The 19,605-nt window shown below is 64.6% G+C and carries 22 protein-coding genes; 11 read left to right on the top strand and 11 right to left on the bottom strand.

Annotation, left to right across the window (positions count from 1 at the left end; all coding sequences use genetic code 11):
• The first annotated feature begins 327 nt into the window (after positions 1–327).
• The 3 genes from N0B15_RS16005 (at position 328) to N0B15_RS15995 (ending at position 2,473) form a co-directional block, all read left to right on the top strand.
• The gene (locus N0B15_RS16005; protein ID WP_263020713.1) at positions 328–1,494 is read left to right on the top strand and encodes an HNH endonuclease; all 1,167 of its coding nucleotides are present in this window, start codon (positions 328–330) and stop codon (positions 1,492–1,494) included.
• A gap of 126 nt (positions 1,495–1,620) precedes the next feature.
• The gene (locus N0B15_RS16000; protein WP_263020712.1) at positions 1,621–2,025 is read left to right on the top strand and encodes a helix-turn-helix domain-containing protein; all 405 of its coding nucleotides are present in this window, start codon (positions 1,621–1,623) and stop codon (positions 2,023–2,025) included.
• A gap of 133 nt (positions 2,026–2,158) precedes the next feature.
• On the top strand, positions 2,159–2,473 hold the full coding sequence (locus N0B15_RS15995) for an ASCH domain-containing protein (protein WP_263020711.1): 315 nt from the start codon (positions 2,159–2,161) through the stop codon (positions 2,471–2,473).
• A gap of 6 nt (positions 2,474–2,479) precedes the next feature.
• Here N0B15_RS15995 and N0B15_RS15990 read toward each other — a convergent pair whose 3' ends face one another.
• On the bottom strand, positions 2,480–2,620 hold the full coding sequence (locus N0B15_RS15990; protein ID WP_263020710.1) for a hypothetical protein: 141 nt from the start codon (positions 2,618–2,620) through the stop codon (positions 2,480–2,482).
• A gap of 162 nt (positions 2,621–2,782) precedes the next feature.
• On the opposite strand from N0B15_RS15990, the gene N0B15_RS15985 reads away from it, so the two are divergent.
• From N0B15_RS15985 to N0B15_RS15975, 3 genes are all read left to right on the top strand, one after another.
• The gene (locus tag N0B15_RS15985) at positions 2,783–3,517 is read left to right on the top strand and encodes a queuosine precursor transporter (RefSeq protein WP_263020709.1); all 735 of its coding nucleotides are present in this window, start codon (positions 2,783–2,785) and stop codon (positions 3,515–3,517) included.
• A 129-nt stretch (positions 3,518–3,646) separates the two neighbouring features.
• On the top strand, positions 3,647–4,732 hold the full coding sequence (locus N0B15_RS15980; protein WP_263020708.1) for an aminopeptidase: 1,086 nt from the start codon (positions 3,647–3,649) through the stop codon (positions 4,730–4,732).
• A 311-nt stretch (positions 4,733–5,043) separates the two neighbouring features.
• Positions 5,044–5,658, top strand: a complete 615-nt coding sequence (locus N0B15_RS15975) for a DUF309 domain-containing protein (protein WP_263020707.1) — start codon at positions 5,044–5,046, stop codon at positions 5,656–5,658.
• A gap of 8 nt (positions 5,659–5,666) precedes the next feature.
• Here the strand turns inward: N0B15_RS15975 and N0B15_RS15970 are convergent, their stop codons facing one another.
• The 3 genes from N0B15_RS15970 to N0B15_RS15960 all read right to left on the bottom strand — a co-directional run bounded on the left by N0B15_RS15970 (position 5,667) and on the right by N0B15_RS15960 (position 7,404).
• Positions 5,667–6,866, bottom strand: coding sequence for an FAD/NAD(P)-binding protein (locus N0B15_RS15970; protein WP_263020715.1), 1,200 nt, complete (start codon positions 6,864–6,866; stop codon positions 5,667–5,669).
• A 101-nt stretch (positions 6,867–6,967) separates the two neighbouring features.
• Entirely contained in the window at positions 6,968–7,150 is a 183-nt protein-coding gene (locus tag N0B15_RS15965) for a 30S ribosomal protein S14 (RefSeq protein ID WP_263020706.1), read from the bottom strand.
• Positions 7,147–7,404: a hypothetical protein gene (locus N0B15_RS15960; RefSeq protein WP_263020705.1), complete on the bottom strand. Its 258-nt coding sequence runs from the start codon at positions 7,402–7,404 to the stop codon at positions 7,147–7,149. The genes N0B15_RS15965 and N0B15_RS15960 overlap by 4 nt, the downstream gene beginning before the upstream one ends.
• A gap of 267 nt (positions 7,405–7,671) precedes the next feature.
• Between N0B15_RS15960 and N0B15_RS15955 the strand changes: the two genes are divergently transcribed.
• Positions 7,672–8,514 carry a hypothetical protein gene (locus tag N0B15_RS15955; RefSeq protein WP_263020704.1) on the top strand — a complete coding sequence of 281 codons (843 nt, stop codon included), beginning with the start codon at positions 7,672–7,674 and terminating at the stop codon, positions 8,512–8,514.
• 20 nt (positions 8,515–8,534) lie between these two features.
• Here N0B15_RS15955 and azf read toward each other — a convergent pair whose 3' ends face one another.
• A complete protein-coding gene (azf, locus tag N0B15_RS15950; RefSeq protein ID WP_263020703.1) occupies positions 8,535–9,278 on the bottom strand; it encodes an NAD-dependent glucose-6-phosphate dehydrogenase Azf in 744 nt (247 codons plus the stop codon).
• A gap of 116 nt (positions 9,279–9,394) precedes the next feature.
• On the opposite strand from azf, the gene N0B15_RS15945 reads away from it, so the two are divergent.
• The 3 genes from N0B15_RS15945 (at position 9,395) to N0B15_RS15935 (ending at position 11,699) form a co-directional block, all read left to right on the top strand.
• Positions 9,395–9,745, top strand: a complete 351-nt coding sequence (locus N0B15_RS15945; protein WP_263020702.1) for a dihydroneopterin aldolase family protein — start codon at positions 9,395–9,397, stop codon at positions 9,743–9,745.
• A 113-nt stretch (positions 9,746–9,858) separates the two neighbouring features.
• The gene (locus N0B15_RS15940) at positions 9,859–10,278 is read left to right on the top strand and encodes a DUF5790 family protein (protein ID WP_263020701.1); all 420 of its coding nucleotides are present in this window, start codon (positions 9,859–9,861) and stop codon (positions 10,276–10,278) included.
• A 134-nt stretch (positions 10,279–10,412) separates the two neighbouring features.
• Complete coding sequence (locus N0B15_RS15935; protein ID WP_263020700.1) at positions 10,413–11,699, top strand: MFS transporter; 1,287 nt, start codon at positions 10,413–10,415, stop codon at positions 11,697–11,699.
• Positions 11,700–11,789: 90 nt separating this feature from the next.
• On the opposite strand, the gene N0B15_RS15930 is transcribed toward N0B15_RS15935, so the two are convergent.
• Positions 11,790–12,530: a creatininase family protein gene (locus tag N0B15_RS15930; protein ID WP_263020699.1), complete on the bottom strand. Its 741-nt coding sequence runs from the start codon at positions 12,528–12,530 to the stop codon at positions 11,790–11,792.
• A 120-nt stretch (positions 12,531–12,650) separates the two neighbouring features.
• On the opposite strand from N0B15_RS15930, the gene N0B15_RS15925 reads away from it, so the two are divergent.
• Complete coding sequence (locus N0B15_RS15925; protein WP_263020698.1) at positions 12,651–12,995, top strand: DUF5789 family protein; 345 nt, start codon at positions 12,651–12,653, stop codon at positions 12,993–12,995.
• 104 nt (positions 12,996–13,099) lie between these two features.
• Here the strand turns inward: N0B15_RS15925 and N0B15_RS15920 are convergent, their stop codons facing one another.
• The 5 genes from N0B15_RS15920 to N0B15_RS15900 form a co-directional block, all read right to left on the bottom strand.
• The gene (locus N0B15_RS15920) at positions 13,100–14,047 is read right to left on the bottom strand and encodes an ABC transporter ATP-binding protein (RefSeq protein ID WP_263020697.1); all 948 of its coding nucleotides are present in this window, start codon (positions 14,045–14,047) and stop codon (positions 13,100–13,102) included.
• Positions 14,044–14,976, bottom strand: coding sequence for an ABC transporter permease (locus N0B15_RS15915; protein WP_263020696.1), 933 nt, complete (start codon positions 14,974–14,976; stop codon positions 14,044–14,046). The genes N0B15_RS15920 and N0B15_RS15915 overlap by 4 nt, the downstream gene beginning before the upstream one ends.
• Entirely contained in the window at positions 14,973–15,773 is an 801-nt protein-coding gene (locus N0B15_RS15910; protein ID WP_263020714.1) for an ABC transporter permease subunit, read from the bottom strand. The genes N0B15_RS15915 and N0B15_RS15910 overlap by 4 nt, the downstream gene beginning before the upstream one ends.
• Positions 15,774–15,942: 169 nt before the next feature.
• Positions 15,943–16,863 (bottom strand): hypothetical protein, encoded by a 921-nt coding sequence (locus N0B15_RS15905; RefSeq protein WP_263020695.1) that lies wholly within the window; start codon positions 16,861–16,863, stop codon positions 15,943–15,945.
• A 642-nt stretch (positions 16,864–17,505) separates the two neighbouring features.
• Positions 17,506–19,440: an ABC transporter ATP-binding protein gene (locus N0B15_RS15900; RefSeq protein WP_263020694.1), complete on the bottom strand. Its 1,935-nt coding sequence runs from the start codon at positions 19,438–19,440 to the stop codon at positions 17,506–17,508.
• Positions 19,441–19,605 lie beyond the last annotated feature (165 nt).

Here is a 19,605-nt window from a genome sequence, read left to right as displayed (position 1 = left end):
CCTGGTTTGGACAATTCCGCGAACTCGTCCTCAAGTGCGCCGTCAGAAACATCGAACTCGCGCTCGACCGCTCAAACCCATGAATTCAGGCGTCTAAACAAGGCCCAATCACTAGCTAATCACAATTTCTCAAATCATTCTTTTCCTTCGGAACTTTCTACGCGGTTCTCTTGAACAAATCTGCTTGGCATCACCTAATTCCTCAAAGCTCTTGTCACGATCGTCCATTGTGGTACCTCGAGCAATATTATCCTCAACCAAAGTTGATGGTGGATATTGGTTAATAAAGACCAATAATCATATTATGGTCCCCTATCTGAACGTCATATGGCTGGAAACTGGGCAGTGAGCAGTTACTCGGGGGAGTTCTCGTTTGAGACGAAACAGAATCTCCGTGAATTGTATCTAAACCGGTGTTCGGTCTGTGAACAAAAGCGTGTGTCTCCGTACGGCCATCCCGAAGTCGAAGCCGCGCATATACATCCTGCCCAACATGGTGGGCCGAACCGAGAGACGAACGGGCTACTCTTGTGTCGGCGCTGTCACTGGGGGTTTGACTCGGGTTGGCTTGGTCTCGAGGACGACCACACCATCATTGTCGCAGACGAGGACGCTGCCCACGGGTACGAGTACTTCCAGCAGTTTGGGGGAAAGCCGCTGCTCAGTCCGACACTGGATGACCTTCAGCCGGAACCCCGATTCATACAGGTCCACCGTAGGCTGTTCGGGTTTGAGTCGCTCGTTTCTGGTGACGTGCTCACCATCGGTGGGCTACGAGACAGTCAGACCAGATTGGTTGATGGCCGTCGCCTCATCATCGAGGGCGGCGAGGAAGATGCGCTCGTCGTGAACTGCCGGGTGAGCAGTGTCGGCACACAAACCGTGCGCTGTGAACATCAGACCACTCTCGAAAAGCGCCCGGAAACGGTTGCCGAGCCGGCTGACCCTCGAGTTGACACCCAGACGGACCCCTCGCTCGAGGGCTTAGAGAAATCCGCTCGAACGATCAAATCGGATTATTCAGGCGTCGAACAGAAGTGGGAGTGGGGTCGTCTGTTCCGCACGACTCGTGCTCAGCACGGGCTTTCACGGGCTGAAATTGCCGCGAAGCTTCCTATTGATGGAACCAGTAAGAACCAGATTCAGCGGGCCGAACGCGTCTATGATATGTTCCCTAACCGGGACTTTGAGGGACCGGTCCTTTCATTTTCGGCCATCGCTGAATTACAACGTGCATTCCCCCAACCCGAGGATGCTCGAGCGGTGTACGACTGCATCGCTGCCACTGGGGTGGAACTGTCTGTCTGGGAGACTCGAGCATGGGTTGAACTACTCCTCGACGACGTGTCTGTGACGCGCGAAACCGTTCAGCAATCATTAGAAGAGCACCCGTCCTTGAGTCCCTATGACCATACTCGAGGACGCAAACTCGATACACATATTCAACATATTCTTACGGTCCATGCTGCGTCCCACTCCACTGTGACCCGCTAGCAGTTCTGGCCCGTCTTCAGGCCATCGCCGTCTCCCCGCTCGAGCACCGCTAGACCCTATCTCCCAGACGTGTACACTATTCGCACAACCCTTTTGCTCCTCTGCGACCAACCTCAACACAGGATCATGGCGCAATCGATGGCCGAACTGCTCCAGCAGGACCTCGAGTGTGAGGGCTTACTCGAGTGTATACACGGTCTCAAACAGCTCGACAAGGAGTGTTTCCGGGTGCTGGTCGAGAGCGACGAGTCGCTCACGATCGACGAGGTCGCAGACCGGGTCGAGCGCGAGCGCTCGACGGCGTACCGCTCGATTCAGCGGCTGCTCCAGAGCGGCTTCATTCAGAAAGAACAGATCAACTACGACCAGGGTGGCTACTACCACGTCTACTACCCGACCGATCCGCATCAGATCGCCGGTGAGATGCAGCGGACGTTGAACGACTGGTACGCGAAGATGGGCCAGCTCATCCAAGAGTTCGAGGACAAGTACGAGGGCGTCGACGGCGCTCGAGCGCCTGCCGATCGCTGACGCGCCGCGTTCCCACCACTGGAAGGGACCATCGTTTTCACTGCCGCGCTCGAGCGCCTGCCGATCGCTGACGCGCCGCGTTCCCACCACTGGAAGGGACCATCGTTTTCACTGCCGCGCTCGAGCGTCCACTATGACAGACGAGATCGATCCGGCCGTCCTGTTGCCGAGCGAGCGGATGCGAACCCAGGCGCTCGAGGGGGAGGTGACGCAGATCCACCGCGGGCAGCGCTACGCCGACGAGGGTGCGCGCTTCTCGGTCGGTGACACCGAGTTCGAGGTCGTCGCGGTCGACGAGCGGACGCTCGGTGAGCTGACCGACGCGGACGCGCGGGCGGAGGGTGTCGCGGACCTCGCGGCCTACCGGGACCTCCTCGAGCGCGCCCACGAGCACTTCTCGTGGGACGACGAGTCGACGGTCGTCCGTCACCGCTTCGAGCGCCGGTGACTCATGTCAGCGGACGACGAGTATGGCGAGACCGAGCGCGAGCAGGCCGAGTCCCCACCAGAGCGAGTCGCCTGGTAGCACTTTGAGGATCAGCGTGACGATTCCCGACGAGAGCAGTGACCAGCCGATCGTGGTTCGGTATGCCATACGGGAACCGACGGTCGCCAGCGCCGTAGGCACTCGGGTGTGAGACACGGTGTGAAACCGGATGCAGATCGGGCGCTCGAGCCACGTCGGTCGTCTCCGTAGATTCTCGAGCGACTACCGGAATAGCATCGTTTAGGACCTTCGCGTAACTAGGTCGGTGCGATGACCGACACACCCGCCGCCTCGACGCCGACGCCACCGCAGGTAGTGCTCATCGCGCTGTTCGTGACGGCGCTGGTGACGGCACAGCTCACGGCGGCGAAAGTCCTCGGCTTCGACCTGCCGGTCGCGATTCCCTACCTGGGCGCGGAGTTGCTCCTGCCGGGGGCGGCGCTCGCCTACGCGGTGACGTTCTTCGCGAGCGACTGTTACTCGGAACTCTACGGGCGGCGTGCGGCCCACGTGGTCGTCAACGTCGCCTTCGGGATGAACCTCGTCGTCCTGCTGTTGGTCTGGTCGACGATCGCTGCCCCGGACTCGGGTGTCGGCGTCGACGGCGAGCAGTTCGCGGCCGTCCTCGGGCCTTCGACGGCCATCGTCGCCGGGAGCCTGCTGGCCTACCTCGTCAGCCAGAACTGGGACGTCTACGTCTTCCACCGCATCCGCGCCTACACCGACGGCGAGCACCTCTGGCTGCGGAACCTCGCCTCGACGGCGAGCAGCCAGGCGATCGACACCGTCATCTTCGTCACCGTCGCCTTCGCCATCGCCCCCGCCCTCCTCGGCACCGGGGCGGCGCTCCCGCTCGAGTCCGTCCTCGTCCTCATCGTCGGCCAGTACCTCCTGAAACTCGCCATCGCCGTCGTCGACACGCCGGCCGTCTACGCCGTGGTCGCCTTCGTGCGCGCTCGAGCGGACGCCGATCCGGCGAGCGACCGTTCTGAACCGGTGCAGTGACGGTTCGGAAACGGCGAGCGTTTGTCGTACCAACTGCAACGGTTTACACACTGATCGCCGACCCGTCTGGCGATCAGGTGTGCACTGACTTGCAGTGGCTACTATAGGTCTCGAGTGTGACCTTCACGCATGGACCCACGCGTCTACGAACACGCCGAGATTCTCGTCGACTGGAGCGCCCGCGTCGAACGCGGTGACGACGTCGTCCTCTCGGTCGGTCCGGATGCCCACGACCTCGCGGTCGCCGTCGCCGAGAAACTCGGCGAGCGCGGGGCGACCCTCCTCGCGACCTACGACTCGAGTGAACTGACACGCGCCTACCTGCGCGCTCACGACGGCGAGTTCGCCGCCGACCCCGACTACGAACGCGCCCTCTACGAGCGGGCGGACGTCGTCCTCCGCCTGGGCGGCGGGCGAAACACCAGTGCGATGGCCGACGTGCCCGGTGAGACCAGAAGCGCCTACCGGCGCGCCCGGACGGGTGTCCGCGAGGCGCGTTTCGCCACCCGCTGGGTGTCGACGGCCCACCCGACGCGCGCGCTCGCCCAGCAGGCGGGGATGGCCTACGAGGAGTACCGCGACTTCGCCTACGATGCCATCTGTCGCGACTGGGAGGCGCTCGCAGACGAGATGGCCCACCTCAAGACACGCCTCGACGAGGGCAGTGAGGTTAGACTCCTCGCGGGCGAGACCGACCTCACGATGTCCATCGAGGGGCGGACGGCGGTCAACAGCGCCGCCTCCGTCGCCTACGACTCGCACAACCTCCCGAGCGGCGAGGTGTTCACCGCGCCCGCCGCCACCGAGGGCGTCGTCGTCTTCGATATCCCGATGACGATCCAGGGCCGCCCGGTTCGCGACGTCCGCCTCGAGTTCGACGGCGGCGACGTCGTCGACCACGCGGCGGAGGCGGGCGAAGACGTGATCGCCGAGATTCTCGAGACCGACGCGGGGGCGCGACGGCTGGGCGAACTCGGCGTCGGGATGAACCGCGGCATCGACCGCTACACCAACAACATTCTCTTCGACGAGAAGATGGCCGAGACGGTCCACCTCGCGCTGGGGCGGGCCTACGACGCCTGCCTCCCCGACGGCGAGACCGGCAACGAGTCGGCCGTCCACGTCGACTTGTTGCTCGACACGGGCGCGGACTCACGGTTCGAAATCGACGGCGAGGTCGTCGCCGAAGACGGCACGTTCGTCTTCGAGGAGTGACCCAGCGCGCTCCCGTTGGCCGTCCCCCGCTCTCGGTCTCCTCCGCTCCCGTAACGGGTTCGTACCTCCCGTAGGTGCCTGCTACAGCGCACGCGCGCTCGAGAAACCGGCCAATAGTGATACGGGAATCCCCCGTCCGCTCGAGTACCACGCGACCGGTCGCCGACTTCCCGGTCGAGTGGTCAGTGCTCATCGCGTACGTCACCACCTCGACGTTCGTCCGGCCGCCGTCGCCGACGAACGTTCCCGGACGACATCGTGGCCGATTTTTTGCCCGTCGCACGTATACCGACGGCGACCGAACGACTCCCATGCGCGACGCGCTCAGGGCAGGTATCGCCATCTACAACGACGGCTACGTCCACGCCGCCCACGACGCCTGGGAACCTCGCTGGCTCGCCCTCGACGCTGGCACCGACGACGAGCGCCTCCTCCACGGCCTCATCCAGTTCACGGCGGCGGTCTACCACGCCCACGAACGCAACTGGGCGGGCTGTACGGGCCTCGCCGTGAGCGCCCGCGAGTACCTCGCGGACCTGCCCGAGACCTACCGCGGCGTCGCCCTCGAGACGCCGCGGGCGTTCCTCGAACGCCTCGGTGACGACCCGGCACTGCTCGAGCGCCGCGAGCCACCGGCGCTCACCCACGACGGCGAGTGCGTCCGCCTCGCGGACCTCTCGTTCGCCGAGACGGCCCTCGCCGCACCCGCCCTCGCCGACGCGTTCGGTCTCGAGGAGACGACGCTCGAGCGCGCGGCCCACTACGCCCGCGCCGACCTCGCGGCCGGCGACGACGGCAGCCGGTTCATCACCCTGCTGTTCGACGTCGTCCGCGAGGACGACGCGCGGGCGCTGGTCTACCAGCGACTCGAGTCCCACCTCGAGCGACGCGAGGCTCGAGAAGGAGACGTAGAGGGGCTGTTCTGAACACCATCTCAGCGCGCTCGCAGCTCTCGCTGGGACGCGAGCGCCTCGACGATCAGGTCCCCCGCACGTCTCGCCCCGATGACGTTGCGGGCGAACGGTCCGAGCACTTGCTGTGCGGCCGCCCCGGTCACGAACAGCCGCGAGCGCGACCCGTCCCGGCGTCGCCAGCGCAACGATCCGTCGTCGAGGACGGGCGCGCCGCGATAGCCCGTCTCGAGGGCGTCGCCCGCGCCGAGCCGTCGCAGGAGCACCCCGTCGTAGGGCGAGCCGAAGCCGGTCGCACAGACGAGTTCGTCCAGACACGCCGCGCTCCCGTCCCGGCAGGTGACCACGACGGTTCCGCCGGCCTCCGTGGCCGTGGTGATCTCGCTGCGCTCGAGTGTGACCGAGCCACGCTCGAGCGCCTCGCGGACGCGCCGGAAGGCGTGGGGCGCGACCGAGCCGTCGTGTCGCGCCTCGAGCACCGTTCGCTCGCGCTCGCGCGAGGCCGCCGGGAGTGCCTGCAGGTCGGCGACGACGCCGGAGAAGTGCGCCCAGTCGGTGCTCGCCTCGAGCGTCTCGACGCGAAACGGGCTGCGGGCGAACAGCGTCACCTCGCGCCCGGGCTGGGCGACCGTCGTCGCCAGCTGTGCCGCCGTGATGGCTCCACCGACGACGCCGACCGCCGCCGTCTCGCCGATTGCAGCCGGGTCGAACTCGCGCTCGAAGACGTGGCTCACCGGGGCACTCGCGGGCAGCCCGTCCGCCCATTCGGGAGAGGCGTACGCCCCGCCGTGGCCGACAGCGAGGAGACACCACCGCGCGCGGAGTCGCCCCGCGGTCGTCTCGAGGTCGACGCCATCGCGTCGCTCCTCGAGTCCCGTGACCGTCGCCTCGACGACGGCCGACGCCAGCCCGAGGCGGTCACAGACCCAGTCGGCGTGGTCGAAAAACAGCGAGACGGTCGGCCGGTCCGCGCCGACCGAACTCGAGACCAGTTCGTCCTCGCGGCCGCGTGCTCGTGCGAAGTCCCGGAGGCTGAACGGGTCCCGGTCGACGTGGTGGACGAACGGCGAGCGAAACTCGTCCATGCCACACTGGCGACACTGCCGTCTGAACCCGCCGAGGAGACCCTGTGGGTCCACGATGCGTAGCTCGTCGCGCCCGACGACGCCCTCCTCGAGCAGCCGCACCGCCAGGTGGGTTCCGTGGACGCCACCACCGACGATGACGACCGTCGGGTCGTCGGTGGCCGCGCGTGTCGTGACCTCGGTGGCGTCGGCTGCCGGGGTGCGTCCGTCCCCCTCGCCTGCTTCGGGACCGTCCGTGCTCACTCGTACTTTCGAAAGCCCATGTCACGGGCCATCTCGCGGAAGGACTGGCGACACAGCCAGATGTCGTACTTACCGACCAGTCCGTCCCGGCGGCCGGTCGCCCGACACACGCGTCGTTGTCCCGTCCGCTCGCGTCCCTCACTCTGTTCGGCGCGCTGCTGGTCGTCGCGCTCACTCATGACAGCTCCTCGGCTCGCCGCCGGAGCGACTCGGGGAGCGTCGTATCGTCGGCGAGGTCCGCGAGCTGTGCCGTCGCGTTACACCTCGAGAGTCCAGCGAGCGCCTGCCGTCGGAACTCCCCGCGGAGTCCGTCGGTCTGGACGAGGATGGCGAGACTCGCCCGCTCGCGGTCGCTGACGAGGGAATCGATCGCTGCTCGGCGCTGTGTTCTCGAGACGTTCGTCTTGACTGCGGTTCGGAATGTACTCGACATGGTTGGATCTGAGGTTGCGTCGCGACGGTGCGGGCTCCGTGGTCGCGTCGGACACTCGGACACCGACTATCGGAGACGCCGTCGCGTGTACGCTCACTGACTACTAACTACGAACAAATATTTAATAAATGTTGTTATTGTGGGGTGGGGAGTTACCACTGCCGTTGGGGGTATCCACTCGAGGGACGGACGTTTCCAACTCGTTGGCTGCGTGCGGTGGGCCTCGCTCGCCACAACGTATTTCGTGGCTGGTTTTCAACATCGGTTATGACAGCTGGGGTAGGGAGACGGCGCGTGCTGGCCGGTGTGACGGTCGTCGCTGGGGGGATCGTCGGCTGCCTCGATGGCGGTACGGACGGCTCAGATGACACCGATACTCCTGGGGAGGGCGAGCGCTCCGAGCGCGATACCGCCGACGCGGACCCAGCGTTCGTCTGCGAAGGCGAGTACCGAGTGGGCGGTTCGGTTCGTTACCGAGAGAGTCCCGAATCGGGTGTCCTGTACAAGTACGACGACGCACAGTCAGCCCTCGAGCGAGAGTACGAGCGCTCGATCGGGGTCCGGGGTGACCCGCTCGATCGAGATGTCCTCGAGAAGATCGGTGACGAAGACGGTGCGACGATGGTCGGCGGCCCCTACGGTAGCGGTATCGTCGCGCTGCTCGGCAACGGACGCTACTGGGACGTCATCGAGTCGGCACCCGGCATCCGCGGGCGGGCGGCGTACGCTCGCTCGGCGTTCGACGACGCGCGGGCGTTCGTCGAGTACTGCGACCCCGACGGGCGGGACCTGTTGCTCGCTGCCATCGACATCGGCAGCCAGCGATCCGAGCTGCTGGCCGAAGCGGCGACCGAGTTCGAGACTGCTGCGGAGCGCTACCTCGACGCCGGTCTCCACGAGGTCGACGTCGTCGGTGACGACGGGACCGTCCTCGGTACCACGGCGATCGGGGTGGAAAGTCCCGACTTCGACCCGGCGTGGGCTCCGGAGGCGAACGAGCACTACAACCGGGGCGTCGCACTCCTCGACGAGTCGTTCATCCTGGCCGAAGACGTTCCGTCAAACATACACGAACGGATCAGCCTCTACGACCCAGAATCCGGCGGGTGAGTCCGCCCAGCGGTATTCGCTCACTCGTGGTCGGCGGAGTTGTCCTGTGGCTCGTAGCCGAGGACCGCTCGCGCGCGCTCGAGCGAGTAGTACTTGCGGTCGTTGTCGGAGATGCCGTAACAGATCTCGAAGTCGTAGTCGGCCTCGAGTGCGCACTGGTGGAGGTGGGCGCAGTCGCGGTAGGAGAGCCACATCGCCTGGCCGCGCTCGTAGTCGATCGGTGGGTGGCCCTTCGTGAGGTTGCCGATGCGGAGGTTACAGACGGCGATGCCGTAGGTGTCGTGGTAGTAGCGGCCCATGACCTCACCGGTGGCCTTCGAGACGCCGTAGAGGTTGCCGGGGCGGGGGAGTTCGGTCCCGTCGAGGCGGAAGTCGTCGTCGGCGCGGTAGAGTTCGGGGGTGCGTTCGTCGGTCTCGAACGCGCCGACGGCGTGGTTCGAGGAGGCGAAGACGAACTTCTCGACGCCCTCCTCGATGGCGGCCTCGTAGAGTTTCTGCGTGCCGTCGATGTTGTTGGTGAGGACGCTCCGCCACGGCGCTTCCGGCCGCGGATCACCAGCGAGGTGGATGATCGAGTTCACCCCTGAGACGGCTTCTGCCACGTCGTCGTCGTCGATGACGTCGCCGACGAGATACTCGTGTTCCGGTTCTTCGCGCGGCGGACTGTGAAAGAGGAGTTTCCACTCGTAGGAGTCGCTCAACCCAGACAGAATCGCCTCACCCACCGAACCGCCTGCCCCTGTCAGTAACACCGGGTCGACCATTCGGGTGGAGACAGGTGAACGTCCGATAAGTACCACACGGTTCGCGCCGGTGCGGTGAGTATTGCCACACACGGCTCTCGAAGAGGTTTTCCCTCGAGTCGCCCTCGGTGCAAGCTATGGACCCGACCACTTCCGAGACGGCCTGTTTCGAAGCCGGGATCAAGTTCGGTTCGCTCTACCACCAGTTCGCGGGAACGCCGATCACCGTCGAGAGCGCCCCGAGTCTGGCCCGTGCGATGGAGGCGGCGATCGAGAACCAGCCCCACTGTGAGCGCGTCACCGTCGAGATCGACGAGGAGGCGCTCGAGGCGGCCTGTCTCGAGGGCGGCGAGTACGGCTACACCGAGCTAACGGGGGCGTTTCTCGAGGTCGAGATCGTGATCGACTACGAGGGCTGTCGCGTCCACACGCAGATGGAACTCGAAGACGGTTATCCGCTGATGCGCCTGCTCTCGGTCGATCGCTGACGACATCTCTTTCGAACCCTGCCTGCTTATCCCCTGATTCAGACGCTGACGCCCCGGTGTTCACTTTCACTTTCGGGCTACCTTTTAACCCTGGCGGCCGTGAAGGAACCCGCATGAGTCAAGCCTCACTCGACGACGACGAACTGTTCGGCGAAGCCGCCACCGAGATGCGAGACGACGTGGAGTCCTCGCTCGCGGCGGCCTGGGACGCCCTCCCGAGTGCAGACGACGTCTGGGAGACCGACGCGGAGAACGTCCTCGGCGTGCTCAACGGCCTGAAGTCGGCGCTCGACGCCGGCGACGCCGAAGACCACGTCCGTGACGCGAAGAAGTGGTTCACCATGGGACAGCGCGCCGGGGCGTTCGAGGACGCCGACGACGTAGAGGACGAACTCGCCTCGCTCGAGGAGGCGATCGAGGACATCTCCGAGGCGAGCGAACAGGTCACGGACCTCACCGCCACCATTCCCGGGCTGCGTGGGACGCTCGAGGAGACCGGTCCCGATGCGGACGACGAGGAAGACGACGACTGACGCTCACGGCCGCGGCCGTCGGTCCTGGGCGTCCGTGTGTTCTCGAGTGACGCGCCCGGGCGGCCGCTCGCACTCGGTGTTTCGTCGCCGCTCGAGTAGGAACCCTTTCTACTCCCCATCCGAAGGGACCGTGTATGCGCGTCCGGAGTGACCCCGTCAGGTACCGGTGGGTGCTGTGGGGGGTGCTCGGCGTCGTCTTCTTGCTGGTGAATATTTATCGGCTCTCGACGGCCGTCCTCGCCGAAGACCTGATGGCCGCCTTCGAAACGACGGGCGTCCGGCTGGGAACGCTCCACGCGATCTTCTTCTACGTCTACGCGCTGATGCAGATTCCGACGGGGCTGCTCGCCGACCGGGTCGGTCCCCGGCGGACGGCGACGGCGGGTGCGTTCGTGATGAGCATCGGGGCGATCTGGTTCGCCCTCGCCGACACCTACCTCGCGGCGCTGGTCGCCCGCGGACTCGTCGGTCTCGGCGGGAGCGTGATCTTCGTCTGCATCCTCCGGTTCTGTGCGAGCTGGTACCGCGACGACGAGTTCGCGACGATGAGCGGTCTCAGCTTCGCCGTCTCCGGCGTCGGCGGCGTGCTCGCGACGACGCCGCTCGCGCTGGCCGTCGACGCTGCCGGCTGGCGGGAGACGGTCCTGGCGCTCGGTGTGTTCGGTCTCGCCTTCAGCGCCGTCGTCTACCTGTTCGTGCGTGATACACCGGAGCGCGCCGGCGGGCGTCCGATCGACGGCGTCCCCGACCGGCCGACGCTCTCGGCGCGCGACCTCCGTGCGTCGACCACGGCCGTCCTCGGCGACCGCGTCGTCTGGGTCGTCAGCGCCATGCTCTTCTGTACGACCGGGCTCAACCTCACCCTGTTCGGTCTCTGGGGCGTCCCCTACGTCGTCCAGACCTACGGTGTCTCGACCACCTACGCCTCGACGTTCACCCTCGCCGGGAGCGTCGGCCTGATCGTCGGCCCGCCCGCGTTCGGTCTCCTCTCGGATCGACTCGAGTGGCGCACCGAGTTGATGATCGGCGGCGGCGTCTGGTACGTCCTGGCGCTGGGTTCGATCGCACTGTTGGGCGCGCCGCCGCAGTGGCTCGTCGCGCTCGTCTTCTTCTCGACGGGGGCGGGTCTCGGCGCGTTCGTCCTGAGTTACGCGGTCGTCAAAGAGCGTCACCCGGCCGAGGCCAGCGGCGTCTCGACGGGGACGATCAACGGCGCGGCCTTCCTCGGCGGCTCCGTCCTCCCCGCGCTGATGGGCTGGGCGCTCGATACCTACTGGACCGGCGACCTCGTCGGCGGCGTCAGGGTCTACACGTCGACCGGCTACCGGATGGCGTTCGTCATCGCGACCCTCGCCGCCGGCGTCGCGCTGGCCTGTGCGCTCTGGCTCCACCGTCACGAACGTCGCACTCGGCGCGCCTGACTCGAGTTAGTATGGCGCCACGCGTCAGCCGATGAGTGAACCCGGATACCCGCACTCGAGTTCACGGATCCGTTCAGGCTTGCCGACGCACTAGCCCCGGTAGGCAGGACCGTCGAGGTCGCGCGCCGCCACGGTCTCGAGCACGTCGACCAGCGCCTCGACGGCGACTTCGAACAGCGCTTCGCCGCGCTCCGCGCTCGCGGCGGTCGGGTCGCCGACGACGCCGTTCTCGCTGAACGCGGCGCTGTCGTGGGCGAGGCTGGTGTAGCGCACCCACTCGCCCCAGCCGTCGGCCCCGCCGTCGCGCGCCGCCTCGAGCCGTCCCTCGCGGACCAGTTCCGGGTGGCAGTAGGCGAGTAGCGAGGTCTCGAGCGGCCCGCCGTGGCCCATCTCCGCTCCGGCCTCACCGATCGCCTGGAACCAGGTGAAGGCGACGGCGTAGGCCGCGTCGGCTCTCGAGATGGTCCCGGCGACTTCCTCGAGCGCGCCGACGTTGCCGCCGTGGCCGTTGACGAGGACGACGCGCTCGAAGCCGTGGGCGGCGAGACTCGCGACGCAGTCGCGGACGTACGCCCGGAAGGTGTCGGGCGAGACCCACATCGTCCCCGGAAAGTGGCGGTGTTCGGCGGCGACGCCGACGGGAATCGTCGGCGCCCGGACGACCTCGCCGTCGAACGCCTCGACGGCGGCGTCGGCGATGACTCCGGCGAGCAGCGTGTCCGTTCCGAGGGGGGCGTGCGGGCCGTGTTGTTCCGTACTCCCGACCGGGAGCACCGCGAGGTCGCTCTCGCAGTCGGCGACGTCGGTCCACGTGGCGGCGCTCAGATCCATACCACCACCTCCCGCCGGTATCGTATCAACCCAGCGGCTCGCCTAGCCCGCGCGCCGTCGGCCAGTGAGTCGGCAACGGCAGGCCCAAACGGTATCCGGTGGCTCGTACCACCCACACACATGAGCGACGATACTCGCGAACTCGGCGTCGAACTCGGCGGTCTCCGGGAGGACCTCGGGGAGGAATCGTACCCGATCAGTCAGGACGAGTTACTCGAGAACCACGGCGGAGCACAGATCGAGATGGGCGAGGAGACGGCGACGCTCGAGGAGCTGATCGGCCCGCTCAACGAAGACGCCTACGAGTCCTCGGGCGAGGTCGAACAGGCGATCATGAACATGGTCGGCGACGAGGCGATCGGACGGAAGAACTACAGCGACCGGACGCCCTACGCCCCAGGCGAGGAGCGCCAGGACAAAGGCGACCCCGACGACGAGGGCCACGGCGATCCGGAATCGTTCTGAACTCGGTCTCCGAAATACCGCGACTCGAGCCGATCCACCGCCGTTCACCTCCAGCGGTCTCCGGCGGACGTAATTGGCAGCCAGGAACACGTTTTCGACTCCGTTCACGAGGTCGACGGGTCGACGTCCCGGTCGACCACGTCGGTGAACGTCTCCTCGAGTGACACCCCCTCGGTGTCGATGTCGAGCACCGCGTATCCCGCCTCCACGATGGTCGATACGACTACACCTCGATCGCGGGCGCGCTCACACTCGACAACCAGTCGTTCACTCTCGAGGGTTGCCTCCGTCACGCCGTCACATTCCAGAATCTCCCGTGGGACGTCCGAGAGCGGCGGATCGGTGGTGATCGAGATCCGTGCCGTCTCCGAGAGAATGTGTTCGTCGACGAGCGTCCCCGCCGACAGGATACCGACCCGGTCACACAGTTCCTGGACGTGAGCGAGCTGGTGGGAACTGAACAGCACGGTCGAGCCGCCAGCACGCTGCTCGCAGACGAGAGAGCGCACCAGTTGCGCGCTGGTCGGATCGAGCCCCGCGAACGGTTCGTCGAGGACCAGCACGTCGGGATCGCCGACGAGTGCCATCGCCAGCCCGAGCCGCCTCGTCATCCCCCTCGAGTACGTTCCTGCCCGCTGGTCGGCCGCATCCGCCAGATCGACGCGCTCGAGGTACTCCCCGGGCGGTGTGTCGTCCTCGCGAACGCCACAGACGAACTCGAGGTGTTCACGGCCCGTCAGCGTGTCGTAGGGCGTGAAGCCTTCCGGCAGGGAACCGGTCACTCGAGCGACCGCTAATTCGTCGGTTTGGGAGTCGTGACCGAATACCCGGGCGCTTCCCTCGGTAGGCCGGAGCACGTTCAGTAGAACGCCGATCGCAGTCGTCTTGCCCGCCCCGTTCGGGCCGAGCAACCCGTATATCTCCCCGGGGCGAACGGCGATCGACACGCCGTCGATCGCGGTTCTTCCGGTGAACTCCTTCGTGACTCCGTCGAACTCGATCGCGGGTATCGTCTCGTCGCTCGTTCCGTCGGTTCTCGATTCTCCAGTCATTGGCTCACTAGTTCTGTGTCGGCTACGTTTCGCGCGGCGTACACCAGCGGGAGCACGATCCAGCTGAGGAGAATAGCGACCCCGACCGGCCACGAAAGGTAAGCTGGAATCTCCTCGCTGGTGAACGTCGTTCGCCACCGAGTGCTTTCCCAGTTGTAGACGTCGTGGGCGACGTTCGTGTGCAGCCGCGGAAACAGGTGCTCGTAGGGGGCCGTCGCCACCGTGAGGTACGCGTGACGAGGGTCGAGCAGCTGGAGCTGATAGAGCGGGTCGCCGCTGACGATCAGGTGGTGGATCGGGACGAGCTGATAGCAATAGAGGACCGCCACGACGGTGGCAGCCTGTCTCGCGGACTGAGCCGCTGCCGAGACCGCGACGCCGATGCTCAACCACGCGAGACCGTAGCCAACCGTCGCAACGGTAAAGATGGCGTACGCAACGGGATCACCCGTCTCGAATCGCGAGGTGATCAACACCCACCCGACAACGAGTGGCACCGTCAGGACGACGGCCAGGACGACCCCCCGCGCGATGTACCAGCCGACGATCATCGTCGACCGCCGGGCAGGGAGCAAGAACGACGTCTGCAGTCGCCCCCGCTCGCGTTCGGTCACGATCAGCTCGTATCCGAGCACGAGCCCGACGAGCGGCACGAGCAGGTGTATCGAATTCACGTGCCACCAGACGGAGAGGTACTCGAAAACTGCGTACATCGCGTCGCTCGTCTCCGGGTTCACTCGCACGACGTAGGCCGTACTCGAGATCACCTCCGGCGTTCCATCCGTCTCTGCACCGTACACGGTCCGCCACACCGACACGAGTATCCAGACGAGAAGCGCCAGCGGAACCCACGGCCGCTTGAACCGCCTGAGTTCTGTCACGACGATCGTCCGGACCACGCCCGGCCGGATTCGGTCGGCGTCCGTCACGCGTCCCACTCCCTCCGTTGGAACTGCACGTACGCAGCGAAGAGCGTCACGAGGAGCCACCCACCCAGCACGGCTCCGGCGAGACCAACCGAAACGACGTACCCCTCTCCAGTCACGGACGCTCCCGCGGCCGTCTCGAGGATCGGTGTTACCGTCTCGAACGGCGACGAAGCGAGCACGGTGAACGCGTAGAACGGGTGAAGAAACACGAGTGACGGTGCCGACTCGAGGAGTACCGGCGTTCCGAACACGACGGCACCGATCGACAGGCAGACGGCAGCTAGCGCCTGTCGGCGCGTTCTCGAGAGCACGGAGAGCCAGCAACCCGCACCGACGACCACGGTGACGAGTGCGGCGAGCGCGGCAGTGGCCATCATCGTCGCGAACAGGTGAGCACCGTTCGTAGCGCCGACCAGCCCGGCTCCGAGGAGCGCCCCGAGGCAGAGACTCACACCGACCGTCGCGAGGCGGACAGCGAGCATCGAGGCGAATACTTCACCTCGGGTTACCGGGACCGTCCGGCGCAGGATTGCGGTTCCACGCTCCCGTTCCGTAATGAACGTATCGTACCCCACTAGCAGACCGACGACCGCGACGAACAGTACCGAAACGTCGGTGAGCATGAACCAGTAGGCATCGATCGGTGGCGCGTCGGCAGCGAGTACGGCAAGCACCCCTTCTCTCTGTTGGTCGCTCCGCCCTCCTCGCTCGCTCAACGCGAGAAGGAGTGGGACGACGATCGTGGCAACCACCACCGCGCGCTGAAATCGCGACCGAACGGCGAGACGGCACTCCATCCACACGAGCGCACGGATTCGCGAAGGGAGCACCTCTCGAGTACGCGGGGTGGAGGTCATGGTCGGTATAGGGTCATTTTGTACGTTTAGTCGCAAGCGGTATAATGCCGACGAAACATCTACTTGGAGACGATCGAACAACGGGAGACGGCCGTAGAGGTGCTATGGATTACGGTGGCTCGGCCTCTGAGTTCAGCAGGAGTCTCGCCGCAGCTTGACCGGTTAGGAAGTCCGAGGCGCATTGGGTGCCGAAACAATTTCCCTGGGTATAACTGTGGCTAATGTTAATATTCGATTTGACGTTGCCTCCGTCGATGAAGACATCAATGTGATGCTCTGCCTCGTAGGTTCCCAAGCCGATGGGAAAATCAGTGTTGGAGAACTCGGTATCTGCAACGGCATCCAACCGATCGAGATTGGATTCTTCGAGGTTCCAGGTCGTGTTGAAGACACTCGGAACGTCACTGCCGGAAATACCTGGAATTTGACCCAGGATCGAGTCATCGAACTGCTCTCCGTCACACGTATTCCCGTCGGCGCTGTTTGTCCAGAGAGTCGAACTGGAAATATGATTTTCGATTGGACTAAATCTGAGTTCGGTTGAGGCCAGCGACCCGCACTCGCGAGAGTTCGTGTGAGCCGCGGCAGTGAGGCGACTTGAGAGAGGCTGAAGCCTATTCACCTTTACTTCATTTCTCTCGATATCGAAATCATTCGCAGATAGCTTCTCGAGCTCGTATCGCCCGTCCGAATGGGCTTCGACCGATCGGGCTTCCTCAGTGGTGTCGAGGTTTATTGAATACCGCTCGCGCCTCCCCGACGAGTGGAGGTTTACTTCGTTGAGGCTCGTGACTGTGTGGAAGTGAGTCTTAATCGTGTATCGTTCGGATTCTGCGAAGACTTCGACACGGGCGGTTTCTATTTTGGGGTGCTCATCTGTATCGAGCGTGAAGTTCTTTTCCACGGTGTTCTCATCCGTAGCACCGGTTGTCGTGCCGAAGATTGTCACCGAGCCAGCACCGGCACACGCTTTCAGAACCATTCTCCTGTTCAACCGGCTACTGTCACGGGGTTTTTTTCCTTCATTCATCAAATTATTATGCAACCTGGTATATAATATTGACTAATTTACATTATGGTGGCGGTGTTCATATGCCAACACATAATATGGACATTTCACAGAGAAAAACTTAATTTCCAATGACTATCACCGCCTCTGAGGTAATATAGTAGAACATGTTCCTCCATATTGTAATAAATGTCTTGAATATCTCTCGAGATGCTCTGGCACGTTATTGGTTGCCAGCGAGAATCCCGCCGTTCACGGCGTTGACGAGACGTTCCGCGTCTCGTTCGCACACCAGAATGCAAAGCGTTCTGCCACGGACGTGAATCACACGCAGTAGAGGTACGTGTTCGGGAACTATCTTGGACGTTGACCGACGCGGTACACCGTACCCATACCAGGAGAACCGGACGATACAGCATTTCTCCCTGTGTCTTGCGGGGAATCACCCGCCTGAATGGGGAAGATGTGACGTGAAACGAGAGGAGACGGCAGCGCGGTCCGATCATCCCGTCGTGCGTCAAACTGTACCTCCCCCAACCCGGTGCCTCCACCTATGGGGAGTCCCGTTGGTATCGATGGGAAGGAGGCCACATCGCATTAGTTCGCCTACCAGCTGTTCCTCGCCACCGTGGATTGACCGTACGAGTAGGCACTACTTAGGAGTCAGTCATCCCCGCTGGTCTCCGTCCGCGCCTGGCGGCGCTGGGCGCGCTCGATGAACTCCTGGGGCAGTTCGTCGATCTCTCCGGCCTGGACCCCCCAGAGGTGGGCGTAGAGTCCGTCGTTCGCGAGTAACTCCTCGTGTGGGCCGCGTTCGACGATGCGTCCGCCCTCCAAGACGAGGATCGTTTCAGCGTCCTTGATCGTCGAGAGGCGGTGGGCGATGGCGAACGTCGTCCGCCCTTCGGTCAGTCGGTCGAGACTGCGCTGGATGAGCATCTCCGTCTCGGTGTCGACGTCGCTCGTCGCCTCGTCTAAGACGAGGATGTCCGGGTCCTTGAGGACCGCCCGCGCGATACACAGCCGCTGGCGCTGGCCGCCGGAGAGTTTGACGCCGCGCTCGCCGACCATCGTCTCGTAGCCGTCCGGTAAGTTCTCGATGAAGTCGTGGGCCTCCGCCGCCTTCGCCGCCTCGACGACCGCCTCGTGGCTGGCGTCGAAGGTCCCGTAGGTGATGTTCTCCTCGACGGTGCCGTAGAAGAGATAGGACTCCTGGCCGACGTAGCCCATCGACCGGCGCAGGCTCGGCAGGTGGACGTCTCTGACGTTCTGGCCGTCGATGCGGATCTCGCCCTCGTCGACGTCGTAGAGGCGCAACAGCAGCTTCAGCACCGTCGACTTCCCCGCGCCCGTCGGTCCCACTAACGCGACCGTCTCGCCGCCGGGGACGTCGAAGCTGACGTCCTCGAGAATCGTCTCCTCGTCGTAGCCGAAGGCGACGTCGTCGTACTCGACGCGTCCCTCGCCCACCTCGAGCGGCGGTGCCGCCGTGTTCTCCTCGATGCGCCCCGTCTCGTCCATCAGTCCGAAGATGCGCTCGCTCGAGGCCTCTGCACGCTGGTACATGTTGATTACCTCGCCGAACTGCGCCATCGGCCAGACGAGTTGCTGGGTGTAGAGGATGAACGCGACGAAGACGCCGGTCTGGAGCGTTCCCGTGAACGGGCCGGGACCGCTCTGGGTGAACACCCAGTAGCCGCCGACGACGAACGTCAGGACGAAGCCGATGCCGGAGATGAGCTGTAAGCCGGGGAAGAACTTGATCCGGATGCGGATCGCCCCCCAGTTAGTGTCGTAGTACTTCCGGGAGACGTCGTCGACCCGGCCCGACTCGTAGTCTTCGGTGTTGTCGGCTTTGATCACCTGGATGCCGCCGAGGTTGTTCTCGAGGCGGGAGTTCACCTTTCCCACCGAGGAGCGAACCGCGGCGTACTTCGGCTGGATCGCCTTCACGAAGAGGTAGGTGAAGATGGCGATCAGCGGCACCGGCGCGAGCGAGACGAGCGCGAGCTGTGGGTTGAGCCAGAACAGCAGAAAGGCGATGCCCAGAACCATCACCGTCAGGCGGAACGCCGAGTTCAACCCGTCGTTGAGAAAGCGCTCGAGCTGGTTGACGTCGTTCGAGAGCACCGACATCATCTCGCCGGTCTGTTTGTTCGAGAAGAACTCCATGTCGAGCCGTTGCATCTTGTCGTAAGTCGCCGTCCGCACGTCGTGCTGGATGTCCTGTGAGAACGAGTTGAACCCCCAGTTTCGCAGCCAGTGGAAGACGGCCCCGAGGACGAACGAGCCCGCGATGACGGCCACGACGAACCAGAACTGGTCTTGCTGGTCGGTCGGTAACCACCCCGCAGGTAGCGCCGTCAGCGGTACCTGCTCGGCGAAGACGGCGTCGCCGAAGATCGAGTCGATGGCGACCGCCAGCAACAGCGCCGGGAGGAGGTCGAGCGCCCGCGCGAACACGCTCGAGACGATGCCCACCGTGACGGCGAACCAGTACGGACGGCCGTACTCGAACAGCAGTCGTCGCATCGGGTTCTCGATCTGCTCCCGTTGCGCCTCGAACGGATCGTCTTTCTCCCAGTCGACGCTGCTCATTACTCCGCCTGAATGGTCGGTCAGCAATAAACGTTGCCTACGAATCGAAATAGCCCGTGGCGGCTCTGGTGAATCGCCAGACTGCGCCGACTTGATCCGTCAGAACTAGGGAGTTGAAGCGGGAAACGGCGGATGTCTATGTCCAAGATTTCCCGCTTCACTGGG

Origin of the sequence: Natronobiforma cellulositropha, from assembly GCF_025629245.1 — an archaeon.
In the GTDB taxonomy this organism is placed as follows: Archaea; Halobacteriota; Halobacteria; order Halobacteriales; family Natrialbaceae; genus Natronobiforma; species Natronobiforma cellulositropha.
Note: the sequence above shows the minus strand (reverse complement) of the source record. Positions and strands in the feature narration are given on the sequence as shown.